At 69.4% G+C, this 19801-nt stretch carries 26 protein-coding genes; 11 read left to right on the forward strand and 15 right to left on the reverse strand.

The window, feature by feature from the left end; genetic code table 11:
* Positions 1-247: transposase (locus ABKW28_RS19950; RefSeq protein ID WP_348612716.1), on the reverse strand; the 247-nt coding region annotated here is incomplete at its 3' end.
* 223 nt (positions 248-470) lie between these two features.
* On the opposite strand from ABKW28_RS19950, the gene ABKW28_RS19955 reads away from it, so the two are divergent.
* The gene (locus ABKW28_RS19955; RefSeq protein WP_056680532.1) at positions 471-1076 is read left to right on the forward strand and encodes a TetR/AcrR family transcriptional regulator; all 606 of its coding nucleotides are present in this window, start codon (positions 471-473) and stop codon (positions 1074-1076) included.
* A gap of 27 nt (positions 1077-1103) precedes the next feature.
* Here the strand turns inward: ABKW28_RS19955 and ABKW28_RS19960 are convergent, their stop codons facing one another.
* Complete coding sequence (locus tag ABKW28_RS19960) at positions 1104-2510, reverse strand: PAS domain-containing sensor histidine kinase (protein ID WP_056680535.1); 1407 nt, start codon at positions 2508-2510, stop codon at positions 1104-1106.
* A 319-nt stretch (positions 2511-2829) separates the two neighbouring features.
* Here ABKW28_RS19960 and ABKW28_RS19965 point away from each other — a divergent pair, with 319 nt between their 5' ends.
* Positions 2830-3060 (forward strand): hypothetical protein, encoded by a 231-nt coding sequence (locus ABKW28_RS19965; RefSeq protein ID WP_235532551.1) that lies wholly within the window; start codon positions 2830-2832, stop codon positions 3058-3060.
* 146 nt (positions 3061-3206) lie between these two features.
* Here ABKW28_RS19965 and ABKW28_RS19970 read toward each other — a convergent pair whose 3' ends face one another.
* The gene (locus ABKW28_RS19970) at positions 3207-4733 is read right to left on the reverse strand and encodes a hypothetical protein (RefSeq protein ID WP_056680541.1); all 1527 of its coding nucleotides are present in this window, start codon (positions 4731-4733) and stop codon (positions 3207-3209) included.
* Entirely contained in the window at positions 4723-5082 is a 360-nt protein-coding gene (locus tag ABKW28_RS19975; RefSeq protein WP_056680544.1) for a hypothetical protein, read from the reverse strand. Before ABKW28_RS19975 ends, ABKW28_RS19970 begins: the two co-directional genes overlap by 11 nt.
* Positions 5083-5302: 220 nt before the next feature.
* Here ABKW28_RS19975 and ABKW28_RS19980 point away from each other — a divergent pair, with 220 nt between their 5' ends.
* Positions 5303-6169, forward strand: coding sequence for a hypothetical protein (locus ABKW28_RS19980; RefSeq protein ID WP_348612721.1), 867 nt, complete (start codon positions 5303-5305; stop codon positions 6167-6169).
* Between the two features lie 30 nt (positions 6170-6199).
* Here ABKW28_RS19980 and ABKW28_RS19985 read toward each other — a convergent pair whose 3' ends face one another.
* From ABKW28_RS19985 to ABKW28_RS20035, 11 genes are all read right to left on the reverse strand, one after another.
* Entirely contained in the window at positions 6200-6376 is a 177-nt protein-coding gene (locus tag ABKW28_RS19985) for a hypothetical protein (protein WP_156393574.1), read from the reverse strand.
* Between the two features lie 9 nt (positions 6377-6385).
* Entirely contained in the window at positions 6386-6616 is a 231-nt protein-coding gene (locus ABKW28_RS19990; protein ID WP_056680550.1) for a hypothetical protein, read from the reverse strand.
* 195 nt (positions 6617-6811) lie between these two features.
* Positions 6812-7189, reverse strand: coding sequence for a hypothetical protein (locus tag ABKW28_RS19995; protein WP_056680553.1), 378 nt, complete (start codon positions 7187-7189; stop codon positions 6812-6814).
* A gap of 43 nt (positions 7190-7232) precedes the next feature.
* On the reverse strand, positions 7233-7418 hold the full coding sequence (locus tag ABKW28_RS20000; protein WP_056680556.1) for a hypothetical protein: 186 nt from the start codon (positions 7416-7418) through the stop codon (positions 7233-7235).
* Entirely contained in the window at positions 7415-8353 is a 939-nt protein-coding gene (locus tag ABKW28_RS20005) for a helix-turn-helix domain-containing protein (protein ID WP_056680558.1), read from the reverse strand. Before ABKW28_RS20005 ends, ABKW28_RS20000 begins: the two co-directional genes overlap by 4 nt.
* A gap of 8 nt (positions 8354-8361) precedes the next feature.
* Positions 8362-9075 (reverse strand): hypothetical protein, encoded by a 714-nt coding sequence (locus ABKW28_RS20010; RefSeq protein WP_056680562.1) that lies wholly within the window; start codon positions 9073-9075, stop codon positions 8362-8364.
* Between the two features lie 283 nt (positions 9076-9358).
* Entirely contained in the window at positions 9359-9754 is a 396-nt protein-coding gene (locus ABKW28_RS20015; RefSeq protein WP_056680564.1) for a hypothetical protein, read from the reverse strand.
* A gap of 510 nt (positions 9755-10264) precedes the next feature.
* Positions 10265-11614, reverse strand: coding sequence for an ATP-binding protein (locus tag ABKW28_RS20020; protein ID WP_056680567.1), 1350 nt, complete (start codon positions 11612-11614; stop codon positions 10265-10267).
* Positions 11615-11703: 89 nt separating this feature from the next.
* Entirely contained in the window at positions 11704-12018 is a 315-nt protein-coding gene (locus tag ABKW28_RS20025; protein ID WP_056680570.1) for a hypothetical protein, read from the reverse strand.
* Positions 12019-12159: 141 nt separating this feature from the next.
* Positions 12160-12315, reverse strand: coding sequence for a hypothetical protein (locus tag ABKW28_RS20030; protein WP_200951126.1), 156 nt, complete (start codon positions 12313-12315; stop codon positions 12160-12162).
* Between the two features lie 39 nt (positions 12316-12354).
* Positions 12355-12924 carry a hypothetical protein gene (locus ABKW28_RS20035; protein WP_056680573.1) on the reverse strand — a complete coding sequence of 190 codons (570 nt, stop codon included), beginning with the start codon at positions 12922-12924 and terminating at the stop codon, positions 12355-12357.
* Between the two features lie 318 nt (positions 12925-13242).
* Here ABKW28_RS20035 and ABKW28_RS20040 point away from each other — a divergent pair, with 318 nt between their 5' ends.
* The 8 genes from ABKW28_RS20040 (at position 13243) to ABKW28_RS20075 (ending at position 19776) form a co-directional block, all read left to right on the forward strand.
* Positions 13243-13689, forward strand: coding sequence for a helix-turn-helix transcriptional regulator (locus tag ABKW28_RS20040; protein ID WP_056680576.1), 447 nt, complete (start codon positions 13243-13245; stop codon positions 13687-13689).
* Positions 13690-14011: 322 nt separating this feature from the next.
* Complete coding sequence (locus ABKW28_RS20045; RefSeq protein WP_246416626.1) at positions 14012-14692, forward strand: SAF domain-containing protein; 681 nt, start codon at positions 14012-14014, stop codon at positions 14690-14692.
* A gap of 3 nt (positions 14693-14695) precedes the next feature.
* Positions 14696-15535: a hypothetical protein gene (locus tag ABKW28_RS20050; protein WP_056680578.1), complete on the forward strand. Its 840-nt coding sequence runs from the start codon at positions 14696-14698 to the stop codon at positions 15533-15535.
* Positions 15532-17214, forward strand: coding sequence for a CpaF/VirB11 family protein (locus tag ABKW28_RS20055; RefSeq protein ID WP_056680581.1), 1683 nt, complete (start codon positions 15532-15534; stop codon positions 17212-17214). Before ABKW28_RS20050 ends, ABKW28_RS20055 begins: the two co-directional genes overlap by 4 nt.
* Entirely contained in the window at positions 17211-18143 is a 933-nt protein-coding gene (locus tag ABKW28_RS20060; protein WP_056680585.1) for a type II secretion system F family protein, read from the forward strand. The genes ABKW28_RS20055 and ABKW28_RS20060 overlap by 4 nt, the downstream gene beginning before the upstream one ends.
* A complete protein-coding gene (locus ABKW28_RS20065; RefSeq protein WP_056680588.1) occupies positions 18140-19051 on the forward strand; it encodes a type II secretion system F family protein in 912 nt (303 codons plus the stop codon). Before ABKW28_RS20060 ends, ABKW28_RS20065 begins: the two co-directional genes overlap by 4 nt.
* A 74-nt stretch (positions 19052-19125) precedes the next feature.
* Entirely contained in the window at positions 19126-19329 is a 204-nt protein-coding gene (locus ABKW28_RS20070; protein WP_056680591.1) for a hypothetical protein, read from the forward strand.
* Positions 19330-19335: 6 nt separating this feature from the next.
* Positions 19336-19776 carry a TadE family protein gene (locus ABKW28_RS20075; RefSeq protein ID WP_348612723.1) on the forward strand — a complete coding sequence of 147 codons (441 nt, stop codon included), beginning with the start codon at positions 19336-19338 and terminating at the stop codon, positions 19774-19776.
* Positions 19777-19801: the final 25 nt, after the last annotated feature.

Consider the following 19801-nt stretch of genomic DNA (forward strand, 5'->3'; position numbering starts at 1 on the left):
AGGCCGCTGCGACGACCCAACGAGGGTGGTCTCTCACCACCCCTCGACACACACAGCGCCTCGTGGCGCACAGCTCCGCCGCGAAGAAAGCCGCCGAGGTCTTCAAGATGTGGTTCGCCCGCCGCAGCTCGCGGACTTCGCGCTCGAGGTCGGCCAGCCGCTGCGCATCACTGGTTGTGGTGCCGGGCCGGACGCCACCGTCAATCTCGGCCTGTCGGACCCAGTTGCGCAGGGTCTCAGGGTGCATGCCGAGCTGGTCGGCGACACGGGGCGATCGCGCCCTGCTTTGTCGCCGGGTCCTGGCGGAGCTCCACCGCCATCCGGGTGGCCCGCTCACGCAGCTCGTCGGGGTACTTCCTGGGTGCTGCCATGACTCTCATCCTCCATGGATTGAGAGCCTCCATCAGACCCGAGGCGATTCAACCCCGAAAGCCTGCACGGGCGTGGCGGGTAGAGAACAGAGGTGAGTCATGAGGAAACTTCCGGCAAAGCTGGCCACCCAGCTGTACGGCGCGGCCGAGCTCATCGCGGAACGGGGGCTGGACGGCACCAAGATCGACGACATCGCCGAGGTCACGGGTATCCCCAAAGCCACCATCTACTACCACCTGGACGGGAAGAACGGGGTGCTGGCATTCCTGCTGGGTGACCTGCTCGACCTCATCGCAGGGGAGGTCGGTGTCGCCGTCTCAACTCAGGAGGACGCGCGGAGCCGCCTCGAGGCCGCCGTTGCCGCGCAACTGGCCGTCATGGTCGAGCACCCGTTCCTGTGCCGGGCCCTGGTGGGCGACCTGGGGCGAGCCACCCGGCTGCCCGACCTCGCCGATGCATTGCGCAGTGCGTTCTACGAGCCGATCGAGCAACTGCTGGCCGACGGGTCACTGCGCCGGGTCGCCGACCCGAGTGCGGTCGCCATGGGCGTCTTCGGTGCCATCACCGTCGCCGGCCTCAGCGCCGCAGTCGAAGGTCCCTCAGAGGATCCGTCTGCGGATGCGGCACGATTCGCAGCGGCGATCTGCGCATTGATCCTCAACGGCCTTGCGACCCCCACCACGCCCGAAGATCGCGAGCCATGAGTCGCGCCCAATCCACAGTCAGTTGTTTCACTGGACAGACTGTCCGCGCCGTGACGTGGGAGCGCGTGGTGCGGCCCGGGGGAGATGAAAGGCGAACATCGCACCCCCGTCTGGCTGGGGTGTGTACCGGACGTCACCGCCATTGAGCAGAAGAAGACGCCGGACGATGTAAAGGCCGAGCCCGCTGCCCCGCTCCCGGCCCGATCGAGACGCCTCAGATCGGGTGAAGCGGTCAAACAGATGTGGCTCGAACTCCGGCGGCACCCCTGGACCCGCGTCCGCCACCTCGACGGCAACCGAATCGGTGTCCGTGCGGATGTTCACGACGACTGGTTCTGCGCCGTACTTCAGAGCATTGGTCACCAAATTCGTAACGATCTGCGTCAGGTGTCCGCGGTCAACAAGCGCCGTGGTGTCTCCCGTTGCGCGAAGGGTGATAGACGACGTCAAACCGAGATTGTCTAGGACTTCGCCAGCCACCTCGCTCACGCTCACCGGCGCGGGATAAACGACGAGACCGCTGTCGTCCAGTTCCGAGACCGTCAACGTGTTTTCGAGCAGCGCTTGCACTGAATGCGCCGCTGCCTTCGTCTTCTGCAGGAAGCTGCGGCGCTCGTCGGCGCGCAGTGAATCCCAGGAGTCGAGAAGCATTTCGACGTACCCCGTGACAACCGACATGGGAGCGCGCAGGTCGTGCGACAGCATGGCAACCATGTCCCGAAGAGATGCCTCGCGTACCTTGCGATCTGTGATGTCCTGGATCTGAGCGATGAAGTACTGCGGCGCGCCGTCAGGATCCCGTACCAATGTGACCGACAGCTGCGCCCAAACGGTGGAACCCGACCCGGTGATGTAGCGCTTCTCCAGGTCGTACGCGTCGATCTCCCCGGCAAGCAGCCGACTGCTGTAATCCACGTGTGTGTCGAAGTCGTCGGGGTGGGTGATGTCCTGGAACGACCGTGCCAGCAGTTCCTGCTCGGAGTACCGCGTAAGGTTCGCGAACGCTTTGTTGACTTGCCGCAGGCGCCCATCGAGTTCGACCAGCGCCTTGCCGATGGGGGCGTGGTCGAAACTGAGCCGGAAACGTTCCTCGGATTCCCGGCGCGCTTGCGCCGTTGCCCGTGCCTCGGTGACGTCCTCTACGACTCCCATTGCTGCTACGACCTGGCCGGACTCGTCTCGAATGGGAGTCAGGTGCTGAGAGAAGATTCGGCCCGCAAAGGGCACGTCGATGGTGTTCGAGCGACCTGCGAGCGCGTCTCGGAACCAAGGCTCGGCCATGGTGACCGTCTCTGCAGGGAAGACATCAAAGAGGGTCTTGCCCTCCAGGGCCTCTCGGGAGAGGCCCAGCGCGGCGAGGCCGCTGCCGTTGACTGACAGGTAGCGCAGGCTGCGGTCAAAAGTGAAAATGGCATCGAGGTCGAATGCACGCATCAGGGGATGGTCTGCTGCTCGCGAGAGGACCTCCAGCGTACGCGACCAAGCGTCGGTTGAGTGCGCCCCGTCAACGTCTCCCACTGCCTCTCGTGTGGGATCGCCGAACAGGTCGTGTCGAACCTCAGACCGTGGAACCAAGGTGAACTCCGTGACTTGACCGGTGGTCGGCGGTATGCCCGAGATGGGACATACTTGAGATGGAAAAGGCTACGTCAACAAGCGCACAACGCACCGGATTACATATGTTGGCACAAGCGACGACCCGCGCTGCCCTGCGTACGGCACCTCACGGGAACCCGACGGTCTCATCTGGGAGGTGGAGTCCGTCGAGGACCAGCTGTCCGAGGCGGCGGAAGTCGTTGTCGCGGGCCTTGCTTTGCACCTGGAGGTGGCAGTTGCTAACTTCGCCCGTCGCGGGGTCGCGCAACTCGATCGTGCCATCGATCCCGGCGTCGACTGTGCGCTCATGCCAGACGTGATCCATGGCGCTGACCCGCTGGTGAATCAGGGCAATCCCAGCGTCGCTGATGTGCGTGCTGCGACTTGACCTGCTTACCGCCTCCCACCGGTACCTCGCTTCTGCCGAGGAACCTGGAGAGCCCGGCTCTTTGAGGGTACGAGTCACCTCCGACAGTTCGTGGCAGGCGCGGTTCAGTTGCGGTGCTACCGGACTTGTATGGGCGCGAAGCGTCGTCACCGGCCACGGCTCTTGGCTGGGATACCGGCGGTGAGTGGTGCCACTTCATTTCGCCCGGTAGGGCTTTGGTGCGTGTTCACCCTCGCCGGGACTCGTTCATTGCTCGGCATGTGCACCGTAACCACCGCGGAGGCCGAGCTTGTGGCGTCGATCGTGGCGTCGCTGGCCGCGCGCAGGGTCTCCGCGACGGGCGGGGGGAGTGGCACGAGGCGCTTGGCGAGGATGTCGGCGGGGGAGACCCAGACGACGTCGCCCTCGGCAGGCGGGGTAGCCAGGCCGGCCTCGACGTCGTTGTGAGCTCGGCGCGACAGGGCTCGGGCCGGGCCGGTGAGGTCGGGTGCGTCGGCCTTCTCGGCGACGACGACTGCGAGCTCGGAGCCGGCCTCGATCGCGCGCAGCGAGGCGTGCATTGCCTGGGGCAGTCCTGGGCGGCTGGCGATGACCTCCGGGCTGGCCAAGGTGGTCTTGTCGTGGGTGATCTGGCGGTACGCGGCGCGGACCTCCGCGGCCGCGCGTGCCAGTGGCTCCTCGAGGCGGGCTCCTGGGGGAGCGAGGTCGCCCCAGCGGCTGGCCAGGTTGCTCCAGGAGCGTCCTGTCTCGGCGATGGCGGGGATCAGGCGGTCGGAACGCTCGAGCGCGCCGGCAGTCGCGGCGGCGTCGACGAGGACCATGCTGGCGCCGGCGATCAGGCCCTGGGTGCGGGTGATCAGCAGGATGTTGGACGTTTCGAGTTCCCGGGCCAGCGCGCGGTGGGTCTGGATGTCCCAGTTGGCCAGCGCTTGCGCGAGCCGGCCGGGGTCGTCGACGGGGCGCATCGCCTCGCCGGCGAGGGCTTGGGCGAACCGGTCGCTCAGGTAGCTGCGGGCGGTGTTCTCGCTTGCGGAGATCCGGTCGATCCAGGCACCGGTGGGGGCGATCGCGTAGGGGGAGTGGTGCTGCGCCAGGTGGATCCGGTGCCCGGCGCTGCGGGCGTCGTTGACGCGGTCGCGGCCGTGCTGCTGGAGCGCGACGTTGACGGCGTGGGCGGTGAGGTAGAGCCCGTGCATGATCCGGGTGCGTGCTGCCTCGAGGTCGCGGTGGGCGTCGGGCTGCTCGTGGGGGATCTCGGCGCCGTAGCGGCGGACCAGGGCGGCGGCGTTGAGGAAGGTCTGGGTCATCTGGTCGATGCGGTGGCTGGTTGGGCCTTGCCCTGGCCAGGCGGTGCGGCCGGAGAGGCTGGTCTCGATGGTGGCGGCTTGGGCGGAGAGGGTGGTGATGGGCCGGTCGCGCTCGTCGACGCCGGGGCGGCGACCGGGCAGGGATGCCCACAGGTCCTCGGCGGCCGCGACCATCGTCGGCCAGCTGCGCAGCAGGGTACCGGCGGCGTCTCCGTCGACGTCCATGAGGAGCTGGCGCGCCAGGTAGTCGACGTCGAAGAGCATCTCGCCGACGCTGCGCACGTCGCGCGCGGTAATCGGGATCTGGTCGACGTCGAAGAGCTCCTGGTCGATGTCGGCGTACGCCAGCCGCAGGTCAGTAGCCAAGGCCGCGGGCTTCCCGGATGAGGTCGCACAGGTCGACGACCAGCTGGGAGCCGTGCAGGTCGGGTCGGTGCAGCGGCAGGGGCCGGGTCAGCTCCTCGGCCTCGGTGAGCAGCTGCAGCGGGGTGGGCTCCTCGAGCTCGTCCACCTCGACGTCGGGCAGCTCGTAGTCCTCGGGCAGCAGGGCGCTGGCCTGGGAGTGCGCGAGGTAGACACCGAGGCCGAGGTCGTGCAGCGGCGAGTCGGCGGCCGCCCGGTCGGCGTCGCTCCATACCTGGGTGGCGGCTTGGTGCAGCAGGAGGGCGATCGAGCCGAGGCGGTCCCAAGTGCCGTCAGCGTTGAGGGTGTCCACGGGGGTTCCTTTCGGTCGGAGGTCGGTCTGGCCCATGAACCCACGTCCGGGTCGGTCCTCGCTCCGCTGCGCGGCGGGCTGTGGATAACTCGGGGTCGTGTCGGCGGCTGGGCACAAACTGGTCTCGTTCGCCTATGTCGTATGGCGGTCGCCGGACGAGCATCGCGGATAAAGTCAAGAGATTCGCACTAGTGCTGACAGATGGAGGAGGGTCGTGATGATGAGGTTCCCGATGACCGTGCTGAGAGTGGTGACGCTGGCGCCGGCGCTGCTGGTGAGCTTCGTCCTCACCGTGGTGGTGTGCGCCCTGCTCCCGCCGGCGCTCGGCCTGATCGCATTCCTGGCTGCAGCGGGCGTGCTCGTTGCACTGGCGCTCGGCCAGTTCGAGGTGCCGGCGACCGCGGCGCTGACCCGGTCGCGGCCTGCGACTGCGGCTGAGCTCCAGGTGATGGGGCCTGTGCTCGCCGAGCTGGGTGTCCGCGGCGTCGACGTCGGCACCCTGTTCGTACGCCGGCGTCAGAGTCCGGGCACCCTGGTGGCTGCGGCGATCGCGGATGGCGCTGTCATGGTCAGCCCCGGACTGTTCAACGCCACCTACCGGGGAGGAGTGACCGCTGCGGAGGCGGCCGCCGCGATTGCTCATGCCGTCGGCCGGCGGCGTGCGATCCGGCCGCGGCTCGAGCTCGCTGTGCTTGCGGCGACGACGCCGTGGCGGCTGGTGGGCGCGTCGTTCCGCGGCGTGGCCCGGGCGTTCGCCTGGCTTCCGTTCATGCGGCTGGCGTGGACGCTGCGAGGTGTCGTCGGGGTGATCTGCATCGTGCAGTCGGTCGTTGAGGGCCGGGCCGCTCCGGGGATCTTGGGCGGCGCGGTGATCGCCCTGACCTACCTGGTGCCGGCAGCCAGCCGGCGGATCGAGGCCGGCGCGGAGGCCGCGGCCGACCAGCTGGTGGTCTCCCTTGGGCTGGGCTCCGTGCTGGCTGGCCTGCTCCGGCGTCATGGCCATCCGATGACGCTCGAGCGGCTGCAGCGCCTGGAGACGGCCGTCGAGCAGCCGGCGCGGCGGCGGCTGCACCTGGTCCACGGCTAGGCACGCTCTCTGGCGCTGCAGGTCGGCGAGCTACTCGTCGTCCTGGAAGCCGGAGGTGGAGTGGTGCACGCAGCCGTGGCCGTTGCCCTCGTGCGGCTTGTGGTTCATGCACGGCAGCGAACCCAGCTTGTGGGAGCAGTCGACCCAGCGGACCGTTGTGCGGCCGGGGATGCGGCTGGCGTCCGTTGATGCGAGCGCGGTTGCCATCGCGACCCCCTAGCGCCGCGGGCCGCGGCGGCGGCCGAGCTGGGGCCGCTGGTAGGCGGCCGTGTCGGTGTGGTCGTGCTGGCGCCCGGACCGGTGGACCTGCGCGATCTCGGCGTCGGGGGAGGGGCCGGTGTCGGCGGCCGCGGCCTGGGCGGCGGCCTCCTGGGTGGCCCTGATCTCCTCGGCGCGCTGACGAGCCTCTTCCTCGAGCGCGGCTTCCTCGCGAGCGGCGTCACTCATGTGAACTCCCATGGATCCCGTGGACCGGCACAGGCTGCGCCAGTCCTCCTTGGTCTCCTAAGTGCGGATCGGGGGTGGGAGCGATCACCCTCGGCGCATCCGTCTTGGCGACCCGGGCCCGATCACGCCGACTGCGCCAGCAGCGTGGCTCCCAGCTGCTGCGCGGTGTGCTTGAGGACGCCCAAGGATCCGTTCTCACCGGGACGGTCGCAGCACGGATGGGTGCCGAAGCCCTCGTCGACGACGATGCGGTGCAGTTGGCCACCGCAGGCACGACAGCGCCGGCCGGCGTGGGTGGGGCACTTGGTCGGCCGCCACGGCGCAGGGCAGGCAGGCGGCCGGCGTCGGTGGGCTCACCTGGTGTTCGCGGTCCCAGTCGCGGCGCTGGCCTAGCAGCGTGGCGGTCTGTTGCCACAGTGCCTGCTCGAGGTGCGCCGGGGCGGGGCGGCCGAGGGCCTGGTCGACGGCGACTCTGCACAGCTGCTCACCGCAGCCGAGGAGGCGTTCGTCGATGCCGCGGGCGTAGCACCACCGGGCCAGCGTCTTCGCGGCCAGCGTCAGCTGCTCGTCCATTGACCTGCCCCTTGGCTCTCAGCAGTTGCCTCACAGGCCGCGCTCAGCGCCTTGGGCATCGTCGGTGGCCGCGGCGTACGACTCCTCGCGGGCGAGCGCCTGCGCGCACCTGGCTGGTCTTGCCCTCGGCGGGCTCGGGTCCTGTCTGGACTTCGGGCAGGGCGGCCTTGATCCCGCCGGCGGTGAGCCCGAGGATCGCGGCCGCGGCCAGCCCGATCAGTGCCTTCACCGGGCGACCCTCAGCTGCGCCCGCTCGGCGGCAACGGGGATCGCCCGCTGCTGCTCGCGCAACCCGAGGGAGCGGGGGCCTCTCTCGGGCACGTGCTCGTCGACTTCCAGCCTGCCGGCGCTGGCGCTGGCCGGCTGCTCGGGGAGATCCGCGGCGATCTTGGCGGCCAGGTCCCGCAGCGGCGGGGTCTTCTCGATGCGCCGAGTCGCCTGCAGCACCGTGGTGTGGTCGCGCTCGAAGTGCCGGGCGATCGTGGGCAGGCTGTGCCCGTGGATCCGGGCGGCGGTCATGGCCACCGCCCGGGCATCGGCGGCCGCCCGGCTCCGGTCGGCACCCAGGAGGACCTCCGGTGTGGTGTTGAAGGCATCCGCGGCCGCCACCACGGCGTGCTCGACCGGGCCATCGGGCTCGAACGTCGAGGCCAGAGGCCGCTGGTGAAGGTCGACCACGCTCTCCTCGGTGCGGGGGAGACGGGCGGTGTAGCGGCTGTTGACGTGCTCGCTCACCCGCGCCGCGGCGTCGGCCAGTCGGGGCCGCTCGGCGGTGCGGCGGACCGCATGGATCACCGAGCCGTGGTCCTTGTTGAAGTGCTCGGCGATCGCCGGCAGGGACAGGCCGGTCTCGCGGGCGGCCGTCATGGCCACCGCCCGCGCATCGCTGACTGGTCGGCGGCGTTCGGCGCTAAGAATCGCCTCCGGCGTCGTGCCGAACATCGGCGCCGCGGCGTTGATGGCCAGCTCGCACACCGCGGCCGGGCCGGTTGCCGAGGAGGCCGGCGCGCTCTGGTCGACCTGGACGGCCAGCACCGTCACCAGCGAGCACAGCCGCTCTGCATCGAGCGGTGCAATCAGGCTGGCGACCTGGTCATGTTCGCCTCGGCCAGCCGCGTCGAGGATGAGGCCCGCCAGCTGGCGGCCGCCCGGGTCGAGATCCATGGCTCGCTCTACCGACCCGGGGTCCTGGGACCCGGCAGGGTGGGGCTCGGGATCGGGTCACGGGCCTGCTCGGACATCCGCCGGCGAGCGTTGTCGGTGATCTCGCTGGCGATCCCGGCCGACTCACGGGCGCTGGCCGCGGCGTGGTCGACGACGTTGCCGAGCAGGCGCACGTCCTCGTCGGCGCGGCCGAGCTCCTTGCCGGCGGTCGCGATGCTCCGCTCCAGGCTGACCGGCTCCAGCAGCCCCATGGCAGTCACGTCCTGGCTGGCCTGGTGTGCCGTCTCGACGTGCTGGGCAGCCAGCTGGGCGACGGGCTTGGCCAGGGTGACCATCTCTCCGACGACCGCGAGGTGCGGCTTGAGTTGGGCGACCTCGCTGGCGATGACGGGATCGGAGGTGTCGGCCGGGTCGAGGAGGGCACGGGCGTCGGTGACCGACTGCGACGCGCGATTGAGGTGTACGAACAGGTCGTGCGTCAGGTCAGGCATCTCGTTGCACCTCGTGCGCAGCCGTCCCAGGTGCTCGCCGGCGGCCTCGAGGTAGAAGGAACCGCGCCCGGACAGCTTGGCCTTGGCCGAGTCGAGTTCGGCGTCGTTGAGCACGCGGAGCGCGGAGCCGATCGTCTCCTTCAGCTCCTCCACCACCCATCGGGCCCTGCCCACGGCCTGCTCGGCCTCGAACACGGCGTCGGCGGCGCTCATTGTGGTGTCGGTGGTCATGCCGACTCACCGCCTCCGGTTTCGGGCGGGCGGAGCGGTGGGAGGGGGCAGGACCTCGCGGAGTTGATCGAGCGCAGCCAGGGCCTGCTCGAGGTGTGCGCGGACGTCCTGGACCGGGTCACGGTCGGCCGCGGACGGGGAATCGGTGGGCGTGCTCACGGGCAGCTCCTTGGTGGACCGGGGTCATCTCTCAGTCACCAAAGGAAGGTCGACCCGTCGGGGCGATCACCCGACGCGAAGAAATCTTCGCTGATGCGTCAGCGGGGCCGGGTCAGGGCTGGTCTCAGGGCATCGACTCCTGGCCGTCGTCGGCGCCCTGGCTGATGACGTGCGCGGTGGCGTTGCGCGCGGCGTTGAGGTGCTTGTGCAGGTCGACCGCGAGACCGCGGGCCTCCTCTAGATGGAGGCGAGCGACGCCGATCGCCATCGCCGGGTCCGACTCGTCGGTCATCGCATCCATGCTGAGCACCTGGTGAGCCAGAGCCTGCTCGAGCGTGCTGGAAAGCTGCGATGATGCCTGGGGGAGTGCGGCCGCGATCTCGGCGAACTCCGCCAGCTGGGCGGAGGTCTCAGCCGGGATCTGGTCCTGCTCCCACATCGTGGCGCGGTTGAAGCCGTAGACGTGCTCGCGGGCCGCCGACGCGTGCCCGCCTGCTTCGAGCTGGTCGTTGTCGTCCACCGGGTGCCCTTCCCTCCGAGAGGTTGGGCTTGAGTCTCGCGGATCTCGCCGGCCGGCGCGCGCCGCTGGCGGTGAGGCTGTTAACAACGGGAAAGGGACTCCCTCCAGGTGTGTGGGGAGGGAGACTGAGCCATGGACGACAAAGCGGCCCTGATCGCGCGGCGCGTCGCGATGTCCGCCGCCGCGTGGTTCAACGCCCCCAGGATGTTGAGGCCTATCGCCGGCTCGCCGCGGCGGCCAGTGAGTGGAACGCCTACTGCGCCCGACGATGGAGTCACTGACGGCAGACGACTCCGAGTTGCTCGACGAGCTGGCCGACGTCGCGCCGCCGCAGTCCCTTGCCGCGCTGCTGCCCGACGTGACAGGGCCTCATGCTGCGGCGGGCCCGCCGCCAGCTCTAGCGCCGCGCGGACTGTCGCGGTCCGTGCCGGCCCGCTCCCAGCCTGTTACACGGCTGCGTTGTGTAACGGAACGTATGTCCGCGCGTTCGGTAGCGGTGCGCGCGGCCACTCAGGAGCGCGGCCGCACAGATTCGCCGCTGGGCGGTGGCACCTGGCGGGTCTCGTTCTGCTTGCTTCGGCGCAGCATGTCCCGATCCGCGTGGGCTGCTGACGGATCCAGCCCGGCGTTCGCGATCATCTTCTGCAGGCTCAGCAGTTCGGTCGCTGCCTCGGGCCGCGTGCGTTCGTAGTGGCTCAGAACGAAGCGGTTAAAGAGCGGAACCGCCATCGCCAGCTGGCCGCGTTTGGGTGCGTAGACGTCGCCCTCCTCGATGAGCTCCTCGCGGAGCCAGGACAGCTCTTGCTGGGAGCGACCGAGAGTCTTGGCGATCGCCGCTGTCGAGGCGCGCCCGCCGTGCAGAGCGAGGGCGGCAAGGAACTCCATCTGGCGATCGCTGATGCGGTCCCAGCGGGGACCAAGCGTGCGGCGTTCGAGCATGTCGGCGACCTGGGGGAGTGCGGCTTCGACGTCGCCGAGGGTGATCTGGTCGGGCCCAGGCGCGGATGTCCAGATGGCGTGGGCGAACAGCTGCAGGTGGGCCGGGTAGCCGTTGCTGGCCTCGACCACGGCTGCAGCCGCCTCGGGAGTCCACGCGACACCGGCCCGGCGTGCTGGCTCCACCACGGCGTATCGGGCGTCATCGGGTTCGAGCGTCAGCGGGATGGGCTCCAGCACGAAGAGGCGGTCTGGGTGGGTCACGCCGGCCTTGCGGAGTGCATCGGGGGTGAAGGGCAGTCCGGTGCCGGCGAAGAGGACCGGTGCGGAGGGGTGGTCGACGTTGAGTCGGTGCAGCGTCGCCGCGAGCAGGGCGAGGTCGGGCCCAGAGGCGACCTGGAGTTCATCGACGGTGATCAGCAGGCCGCCGCTGTGGGCGTCCTTGCGGACCTCGGCCGCCAGCGTGGCCAGGGCGTCAGCGAGCGTTCCCGCGTCCAGGCCCGGTGCTGCGGCGTCGGATTGGTGGGTAGAGATCCCGGCACCGATGCCCGCGATGCTGAGGTTGACCCCACCGATCCGCTCGAAGGCCTTGCGGGCGCGCTGCCAGGGGCCGGCCTCCTCCGCCATACGGGTGCGAGCGCGCTGGAGCAGCGCCTCTACAAGACCAGCGTGGCCCGACACAGCCTGGAGGTTGACCACCTCGAAGCCTTGCTCCTTGCCAAGGTCCGCGAACGCGCTCACCGTGACGGTCTTCCCCACGCCGCGCGGGCCGGCAAGGATCATGTCCTGGGCACGGACGCGGCCGCCAGCGACAATGTCGTTGAGCACCAAGTGCCAGTCACGGAGAAGGCCGTCGCGTCCTGCCAGGACGGGCGGGTTGTGCCCAGCACCGGGCGTGTACGGGCTCTGATCCACCAGCGCCACCTTCCTAGACTCACCTAGATTTAGGGGGTTTTCTAGGTCAGTCTAGGTGGTCACTCGGCGGGCGAGCTCTCGCGCGTGGGACCGGCGTGTCAACGGCCGATCCGGCGTGGCGGGGGAGGAGCGCCGCCGGCAGTGGACCGGTCGGCGCCGAGGGGTCTACGGGCTGCCTGGTCGGGACTCTCGGGGGCTGGGCCGGCCTCGCCGCAGACGAGGGATTCGCCGAGCTTGTCGGCAAGCTCGGCGATGTCGGCGGACAGCACCTGCTCGAGAATGTCGGCGATGCTGCCGGCGGAGCCGTCGCAGTGGTCGACCAGGTCGGCGGCGAGGCGATCGAGGGCGCGGTCGCCCTGCTGGGTGAAGGTGACGAAGCCGGGGCCCGGCTGCTCTGCGGGTGAAGTGCTCATCTGGGTCCTCCTCTGCTTGGTCACCTAGGTGATCCCGGACCTTGGGAGCGATCAGCTGCGCGAGGTACTTTCGCCAGCTCACCGGCCTGGGCCGGCACGCGTAGTGCACCGGCGGCGGGCACGGCAGCGTCGGATCCGCTGCTAGCTGCGCACGACTCGCAGGGCGATGATTCGCCACCCGTCAGGAACGCGGCGTCGGGCGGCCGCGAGCGCCTGGTCGTAGTCGGAGTCCTGGACGGTCAACTCGTCTCGGCCGAGGGTGTAGCCGCCGCGGTGGTCGGGCGGGATCTCCTGCACCCGGGGCGTACAGGGCGAGGACTCGAGCTGCGGTCTCCGTCACGTGCTCGACTCCTGCCCGGCCATGGTGCGCATCAGGCGAACGTCCCGGCGGAAGGCTGATGGGAGCCCAGCGCTCTGCTCCGGATCCCCCTGGTAGCCGATCAGGCCATCCTCCACCAGGTCTGCGGCGGTCTCCAGGATGCGCGCCACGCGCAGGAGAAGCGCCGGGGGCATCTGGACCGACGGCTCGTCGTAGAAGCCTGTGGTGGCCACCTGGTCATGGACCAGCAGTCCGAGATAGCTCTGCGCGTGCGCGATCTGAGCCACCCGATCGCGGGTGTGCTCGAGATCGTCGCGCTCGACGAGGAGGATGCGGACGACCTCGCCCAACCCCGCGAAGACCCGGCCGGCGAACCTCACGGGAACCGCGGCGGTCCGCGGTGCGCTCATCAGGTCCGCACCCGGTGTCTCGTCGACGAAGCCGAAGACGATCTCCCTGGCCATGCCGGCGAGGGCATCGTCGGTGAGGTACCGGCGGGCGGTGGTCTCTGTGACACGCATCTGCTCAGCGACGAACTTGACCCGTTCGTCGAGCAACTCGCCGGCAGCGGACCGGGACATCGTCATGCCGAGGTCGGAGACGGCCGCCAGGAGGTCGTCGATGCGCCGGTCGCGCCAGGATCGTGCAGCCCACCCGATCAGCCGGCCGCAGGGGAGTAGCGGTCTGGTGTAGTCATCACGGGGATTCTGCCATCCAGGTGCGGGTCACCTTTGTGATTGAGGAGCGTCCGAGCGATCAGCAAGAGGCGTTCGGGGGTGAAGCAGTCCACCGGGGCGGCTGCAGCCTCCGGGGCGGCTGGCGGCTGGACTGTGCCCAGGAGTTCGAGCACCTCGGCGCGGTCGCGGAACTGTGATCGTTCTCCCTGTCGCTAGTGTTCGTCGCTGATGGTTACCGGAGTCGACCCCTCGGAGTTGCGGGCAGCACGCGAGAAGGCGGGCCTGACCCAGCACGAGCTGGCGCGTCTCGTCGGTGCTGCTGGCGGGGAGCGCATCTCGCGCTGGGAGCTCGGCACGTCCGTTCCCCGGCCGGATTTCCTGGTCAAGCTCGCAAGGGCACTGGACATCCCGACCCTTCGTCTCATTCACATTGACGGTGAGATCCCCGACCTCAGGGCTCTGCGTCTGCAGGCCGGACTGACAGTCCCCAAGCTGGCGGCGGCCGTGAATGTTGCTGTGCCTACCTACTACGCATGGGAGCAAGGCCGCTGGGCTCGGCTCCCTGCGGCCAGGCAACTCGACAAACTCGCCGGTGCCTCGGGGCACCCTATTGATGTCGTCGTCGCCGCCTTCTACGAGGCACAACGTCAACGCCTGCAGCGCGAGGAGATCTAGCTCCGGGCAGACAACGCGCAAACGCCCCGGGTTGACGGTTATCCACAAGGAACAGGTTCTCCCCGGGAGAACCGGATGATTTTGTGGTCCCATAGATCCGGACATTCGGTGCGCGAAATTGATCGGTCCCATCGGGGGGACTGGGCCGCGCAACAGCTTCCAGTCAGGGCCCGGGCGATGACATCTCGGAGTTGGTCACCTGTGGATATCCACTCGCTCGATAGAAATGCACTAGTGTCGTCTTGTCGAGTTGGGTTGGCGATGATCGCTCCGAACCCGGCTTGACACGTAGGTGATCGAGACACGAGAGGACTCGGGATCCATGTCGATGAACATCACTCAGGACCGGTCGGGCGAAGCACCCTCCGATGTCGCGGCCACGCCCCACGTCACCCACTACCGGCCCTTCAGACAACGCCCCAGGCGGTGGGTGTTTGCACTCTGCGCAGGCTTGGTCGCTGCTGGTGCGCTAGGTACCGGCTACGCGTACACGTCTGTTAATGACACCCGAGAGGTCTTGGTCGTCAGCAGCGACATCAAGCGCGGCGAGATCATCGAGGCCGGCGACCTCGCCGTCGTGCGGGTCAGTGTCGACCCGGCGTTGACGCCGGTCCCCGGCAGCCAGAAGGCGGAGCTCGAGGGCAGCCGCGCTGCCGTCGACCTGTGGGCCGGCACTCTGCTCACCGCGCAGGCAGTCACCGACAACCTGGTGCCGGGGGAGGGGGAGTCCCTGGTGGGCATCAGTCTCACTCCCGCGCAGATGCCCTCGGAGCCGCTCTACGGCGGCGACGTCGTCCGGATCGTCACCACACCCGGCGACCAGGGCGAGATCACCGACAAGGAGCCGGTCACGATCGAGGCCACCGTCGTTGGTGTTAGCCGGGCGGAGGAGACGGGGGAGACCGTCGTCGACGTCTCGGTCCCCGAAGCCGAGGCCGCCGACCTGGCTGCCCGGGCCGCTACCGGAAGGGTCGCACTCGTCCTGGACGCCCGGGAGCGCTGAGGCATGGCGCTGATAGTCCTGGCCTCCGCCAGCGGTTCGCCCGGCGTCTCCACCTCGGCGCTCGGGCTCACCCTCAACTGGCACCGACCCGTGCTCCTGGTCGACGCCGACCCGACCGGATCCTCCTCGGTCTTCGCCGGCTACTTCCACGGTACCCAGGAGCCGACCGGCGGGCTGATCAACCTCGCCCTCTCCCTGCGCGAGGGGACGCTGGCCGACGCACTGCCCCGCGAGACGCTGCTGCTGGACCCCGAGGCGTCGGCCGAGCGCTCGGCCTGGTTCCTGCCCGGCATCCGGGCCCACGAGCAGGCCCCCAGCCTGCTGCCCTTGTGGGAGCCGCTCACCGAGCAGCTGCGCGCCCTCGAGCGCAACGGTCAGGACGTCATCGTCGACGCCGGCCGACTCGGCCTCGTCGGCTGGCCCCAGCCGCTCATCGCTGCATCCGACCTGACCCTGCTCGTCACCCGCAGCTCGCTGCCGGCGCTGGCCGGCGCCACCAGCTGGGCCAAGACCCTGCGTGCACAGTTCGCCGCGGTCGGTGGCCTGTCTCGCCTCGGGGTCCTGCTCGTCGACGAGGAGCGACGTTGGCCTACGGTGCCCACCGGCGCCCGAGTCCGGCCGTACACCGCACGCCACATCGCCAAGGCGCTCCAGATTCCCGTGGTCGCCTCCGTGGACTGGGAGCCCGAGGTGGCCGAGGTCTACTCCCACGGCGCCCGCAAGCCACGCAAGTTCGAGTCCTCTGGGCTGCGGCGCGGCTACCGGGGCAGCACCGCCGCAATCCAGTCCATCCTCGGCGCCAACCAGGCCGCCCTCGCTTCCACGAACGGAGGCCACGCATGAGCACCAACGGACACCACCAGGAGACCAACGATCGTCACCCGCTGCGCGCCGACGAGTGGCTCGATGCCCGCCACGCCGCGAACCGCGAGCAAACCTCGCCCTTCGCCCGCGGCCGCGGCACCAACGGCACTCCGCCGCCTCCGCCGCCGGGCGTCGAGGCCCACGACCCGACCTCACTGCCGATCTTCGCCGGCGCCTGGACCAGCGAAGGCGAGGGCCAGCTGCCCGGCCGCGCCCGCTCGGAGTTCAGCTTGCGCCCGCTGATGGCGCCCACACCGGAGGAGCACCATCACATCCACGGTGCGGACGGCGAGGTCCAGTTGGACTGGGAGCTGATCGCGCAGTATCGCGCCGAGATCTCGTCGCGACTGACCGCCCGGCTCGACAAGGAAGGTGGCCGGGTCACCGAAGAAGACCGCGAGCAGATGGGCCTCGACGTCATCGAGGAGCTCATCAAGTCCGAGGCCGAGACGCTGGTCTCCACCGGCCGGCCGCCGTGGACGAAGGGCCAGGAGAAGGCCCTCAAGTCCGCCCTCCACGCCGCCCTGTTCGGACTCGGCCGCCTGCAGCCCCTGGTCGAGCGCGAGGACGTCGAGAACATCATCGTCATCGCCCGCGGCCCGGTCTGCTCGGTCTGGCTGGAGCTGGTCGACGGCAGGCTGGTCGAGGCCGCCCCGATCGCCGACTCCGAGGACGAGCTGCGTGAGTTCGTCTCCGACCTCGGCGCCCGGCAGAACCGGCCCTTCACCGAGGCGCGGCCGCACATGGACCTCCGGCTGCCCGGCGGAGCGCGGCTCGCGGCCGGCTCCTGGGTGATGGCCTACACCTCGGTCGTGATCCGTCGCCACGGTTTGCGCGAGGTGTCGATGGACGAGATGGTCTACGGCCGCAAGGCGTGCAGTCCGGTCCTGGCCGACTTCGTCGCAGCCTGCGTGCGCGCCGGCAAGAGCATCGTCGTCTCCGGGGTCCAAGGCAGCGGCAAGACCACCTGGGTCCGAGCACTGTGCTCGTGTATCCCGCCCTGGGAGATGATCGGCACCTTCGAGACCGAGTTCGAGCTGCACCTGCATGAGCTCGTCGACCGCCACAAGATTGTTCACGCATGGGAGCACCGCCCCGGATCCGGCGAGGTCGGCATCGACGGCCGCCAGGCCGGTGAGTTCAGCCTCGAGGAGGCCATCCACCACTCCTTCCGGTTCAACCTCGCCCGCCAGATCGTCGGCGAGGTCCGCGGCCCCGAGGTCTGGAACATGCTCAAGGCCATGGAGTCCGGCCCGGGCTCGATCAGCACCACCCACGCACGCAGCGCCGAGCACACCATCGAGAAGCTCGTCTCCTGCGCCATGGAGAAGGGCCCGCAGGTCACCCGTGAGCTGGCGATCAGCAAGCTTGCTGCCGCGATCGACATCGTGATGTACCTGCGCTCGGAGGTCGTCCCCAATCCCGACGGCACCTTCCGCAAGCAGCGCTGGGTCGAGGAGGTCCTGGTCGTCCAGCCGAGCATCGACGCCGCCAGGGGATACGCCACCACCCCGATCTTCGCGCCCAACCAGCTCGGCCAGGCCGTCGCCACCGGGAAGCTCGACAGCTTCCTCGCCCAGGAGCTGGCGCGGCACGGGTTCGACCTCGAGGCGTACAAGGCCGAGTCCCAGGCCAACCCGGGGGTGGCCACGTCATGAGTACCGCGTTCCTGCCCGCTGTCTTCGGCGCGCTCATCGTCATCGGCCTGATCGGGATGGTCTACGCGCTGATCCCCGCGCCGCCCAAGCTGCCGCGGCCCGCCCGGACCGTCACACCGTTCGGGCGGCTGGGGAACTGGTTCGTCCGGCTCGACCGGCGCACCCGGATGCTGATGGTCGGCGGAGCCGTGGCCGGCCTCCTGGTCGCGCTGGTGACCGGCTGGGTGATCGCGATCGTGCTCGTCCCGGCCGGGATCGTCGGTATCCCGCTGTTGCTGACGCCCCCGCCGGCGGCCGCGAGCATCGAGAAGCTCGAGGCGCTCGAGGAGTGGACTCGGTCGCTGTCGGGCAAGCTGACCGCCGGCCAGTCCCTGCGCTCGGCGCTCATCAAGTCCCTGCAGTCCGCGCCGGCGCCGATCGAGCGTGAGGTCGGGCTGATGGTCTCCCGGTTGTGGAACAACACCGCCAATACCGAGGACGTGCTGCGCGCCTTCGCCGAGGACCTCAACGACTCTACCGGCGACGTCGTGGCCAGCCAGCTGATCCTGGCAGCCAGTGGCCGCGGCCAGGCTGGACTGTCGAAGGCGTTGGACGCCCTCGCCGAGACCGTCGCCTCCGACGTGCGCGCCCGCCGCCAAATCGCCGCCGACCAAGCCAAGCCCCGCACCACCGCCCGCACCGTCACAGTGATCACCCTCGGTGTGCTCGGCATGCTCGCCTTCACCGGCGACTACATCGAGCCCTACGGGTCCCCGCTGGGCCAGGTCATCCTCGCCGTCCTGCTCTCGGCCTACGTGGCCACCCTGCTGTGGATGCGCCGGATGGCCGTCGCCAAGCCACTCCCGCGGTTCCTCGACCTCCAGGCCCGCAACGCGCACCGCGCCGCCCAGCGCACGGCGCCGGGCGAGAAGGAAGGAGCGCTCGCATGACCGGCCTGCAGATCGCGCTCGCCAGCGGCACCCTCCTCGGGCTGGCCCTCGCCCTGCTCGTATGGCGCCTTGCGCCCTCCGACCCCGACCTAGTCGACGCGCTGGACCGTCTCTCACCTGACCACGTCGTACCCCGCCGCAACACTCCCGGCCCCGACGCCGACACCGGCACCAGTTCGGCGGTCGATCGGATCGGCTTGTGGGCGATGAAGAACCTGCCCGGCGGCGCCTCGGCGCACACGCCCCGCAAGGACCTGGCCATTCTGCAGATCAGCGAGACCCGGTTCTACGGCGAGAAGGTCGTCTGGGCACTGCTCGGCCTGATCATGCCGCCGCTGCTGGCCGCCTTCTTCACTCTCATCGGCCTTCCGCTGCCGTTCGCCATCCCGACGCTCGGCTCGCTGGCCCTGGCAGCCCTGTTCTGGTTCATGCCCAACTACAACGCCGCCGACGACGCCAAGAAGGCCCGCATCGAGTTCAGCCGCGCCCTGGGCGCCTACATCGACATGGTGGCCACCGGCGTCCGCGACGGATCCAGCGGCCAGCAGGCGCTGCGCTCGGCAGCCGAGGTCGGCGACAAGTGGGTCTTCAAGCGGATCGAGAGCGAGCTGCGCCGCGCCCGCTACATGACCCGCGCACCCTGGGACTCCCTGCACGGTCTCGCCGACGAGCTCGCCGTCCCCGAGCTCGATGACCTCGCCGACATCATGCAGCAGTCCGGCCAGGACGGAGCCCAGATCTACAACAACCTCCGGGCCCGCGCCGCCGCACTCCGCTCGGCGATGCTCAGCGCCGAGGTCGGCAAGGCCAACGCCACCTCCGAGCGCATGTACATCCCAGCCAGCCTGCTCGGCATCGTCTTCATGGCGATCCTCGTCACCCCCTCCCTGCTCCGCTTCACCACCTGACCGACCTAACACCGACCCCAAGAACCCGGGTCCACCCAGACCGCAAACCGAACAACCAGGAAGGAAGAACCCCGATGTTGAAGCTCTTCATCGCCCTCCAGATAGCGGCGCTGACCACGCTCGCCTCCCTCGAGGACCGCGTCACCAGGCAGCGCGACGAGCGCGGCTCCGTCACGATCGAGCAGGTCCTGTGGGCCGGCGCAGTGATCGTCATCGTCGGCATCGTCGTCGCGGCCATCAAGTTCTTCGTGACCAGCGAGTCCGCCAAGATCAAGTAGGCCGCCATGTTCGCCAGCCTCCACCGCCGCAGCCGGGACGAGCGCGGCTCAGTGACCATCCAGATGGTCTTCCTGATGCCCGCGCTGTTCCTGCTGATGTTCCTCGGCCTCCAAGGCGCCCTGTACTACCACGCGAAGCAGGTAGCGCTCGCGGCCGCGCAGGAGGGCGCCCGTGAGGCAGGCAGCGAGACCGGCACCCGCGACGCCGGTGTGGCCACGGCGAACACCTTCCTCCACGACGCCGGAGGCTCCGACGTGATGACCTCCACCAGCGTCTCCGGATCACGGACCACGACCACCGCCACGATCACCGTCACGGGCAAGTCCATGAGCGTTATCCCCGGCTGGCACGTGACCGTCACCCAGAGCGCCAGCGTCCCGGTCGAGAGGCTCACCGAACCCTCCCGTGAGTTCACGAATTCTGAAGGGTATGCCGGTGGGAACTGACGGCTTGAGCCTCTCACAGAACGCG

This window comes from Nocardioides sp. 31GB23 (assembly GCF_040012395.1).
GTDB lineage: Bacteria > Actinomycetota > Actinomycetes > Propionibacteriales > Nocardioidaceae > Nocardioides > Nocardioides salarius.